The organism is Acidocella sp. MX-AZ02, assembly GCF_000306035.1.
Classification (GTDB): domain Bacteria; phylum Pseudomonadota; class Alphaproteobacteria; order Acetobacterales; family Acetobacteraceae; genus Acidocella; species Acidocella facilis.
Map to the genome: position 1 here is coordinate 1 of NZ_JH976242.1, position 876 is coordinate 876.

1 protein-coding gene is annotated in these 876 nt (G+C 60.4%); it reads right to left on the bottom strand.

Features of this window, described 5'->3' with window-relative positions:
* Positions 1-697 (bottom strand): ATP-binding protein (locus MXAZACID_RS17315; RefSeq protein ID WP_205619872.1); only part of this gene is annotated, 697 nt, incomplete at its 3' end.
* Positions 698-876 lie beyond the last annotated feature (179 nt).

The window sequence follows — 876 nt, forward strand, 5'->3', positions numbered from 1 at the left end:
CCGGGCCGTCATCGCGCTCCGACACCAGCACCTCGACGAGCACCGGCTCCACGGGTTTGCCGTTGAGATCGACCTTGAGACCCCATTGGAGGAACATGGTGAAGTGTTCGGAGATGGCGGTGCGGACCTCGTTCTCGAACGACTCGTTGGCGAAGTGCCGGGAAACGCCCTCATACAATTCATGCACGCGGATCACGGTGCCGGGTTCGGCGAGCTTTTCGTCGGCCTCGGTCGGTTCGTTGATGGGGAGAGGCTCCCATCCCTTGGCGTCGAGCCAAGCCGAAGTGATCGGCACCTCGAAGGTGTCGTCGCCGTAGCGGGTCCGCACCAGCGCCTCGCGCCCCATCTTGAAGATGGCACGCTTCATGCCGACGCCATACATGCCGATAGTCTCGGTCTCGGAGTCACGGTCGTCATCGGGCTCGCGGCCCATCTTGAAGGCGTAGTTCTTGGCGACGTCGCGCGGGATACCGCCGCAATTGTCTTCGATCGAGAAGTGATCGGCAGCGAGTTCGATCTTCACGAAATGCTGTGCGTAATCGACATTGCCGCCGTCCGCGAGCCGGAGCGCACCATCGAGGCAGTTGTCGAGAAGGTCGAGGATCGCATCGGCGAGGTTGATGTCGCGCGTGAGCATCGACACGAAGAACCGTTTGGTGGGGCTGGCCTCTGCCTGATCAGCAGTGGGTTTCGTCATTGAGGCGGCCTCCATGCAGGAATGGTCGTCGTTGAAATCGGTACGGTCTCGGTTTCGTTCGTGCTCAGCTCACCATTGAGCAGACTTGCTTGTTCAAAAGACTGGCGTCGATTCCGCGCGCGCCTCGAAGCTGGTTCAATAAAGCTTGGACCTCGTTTCCCGATGGTCTCGCTTTTAGC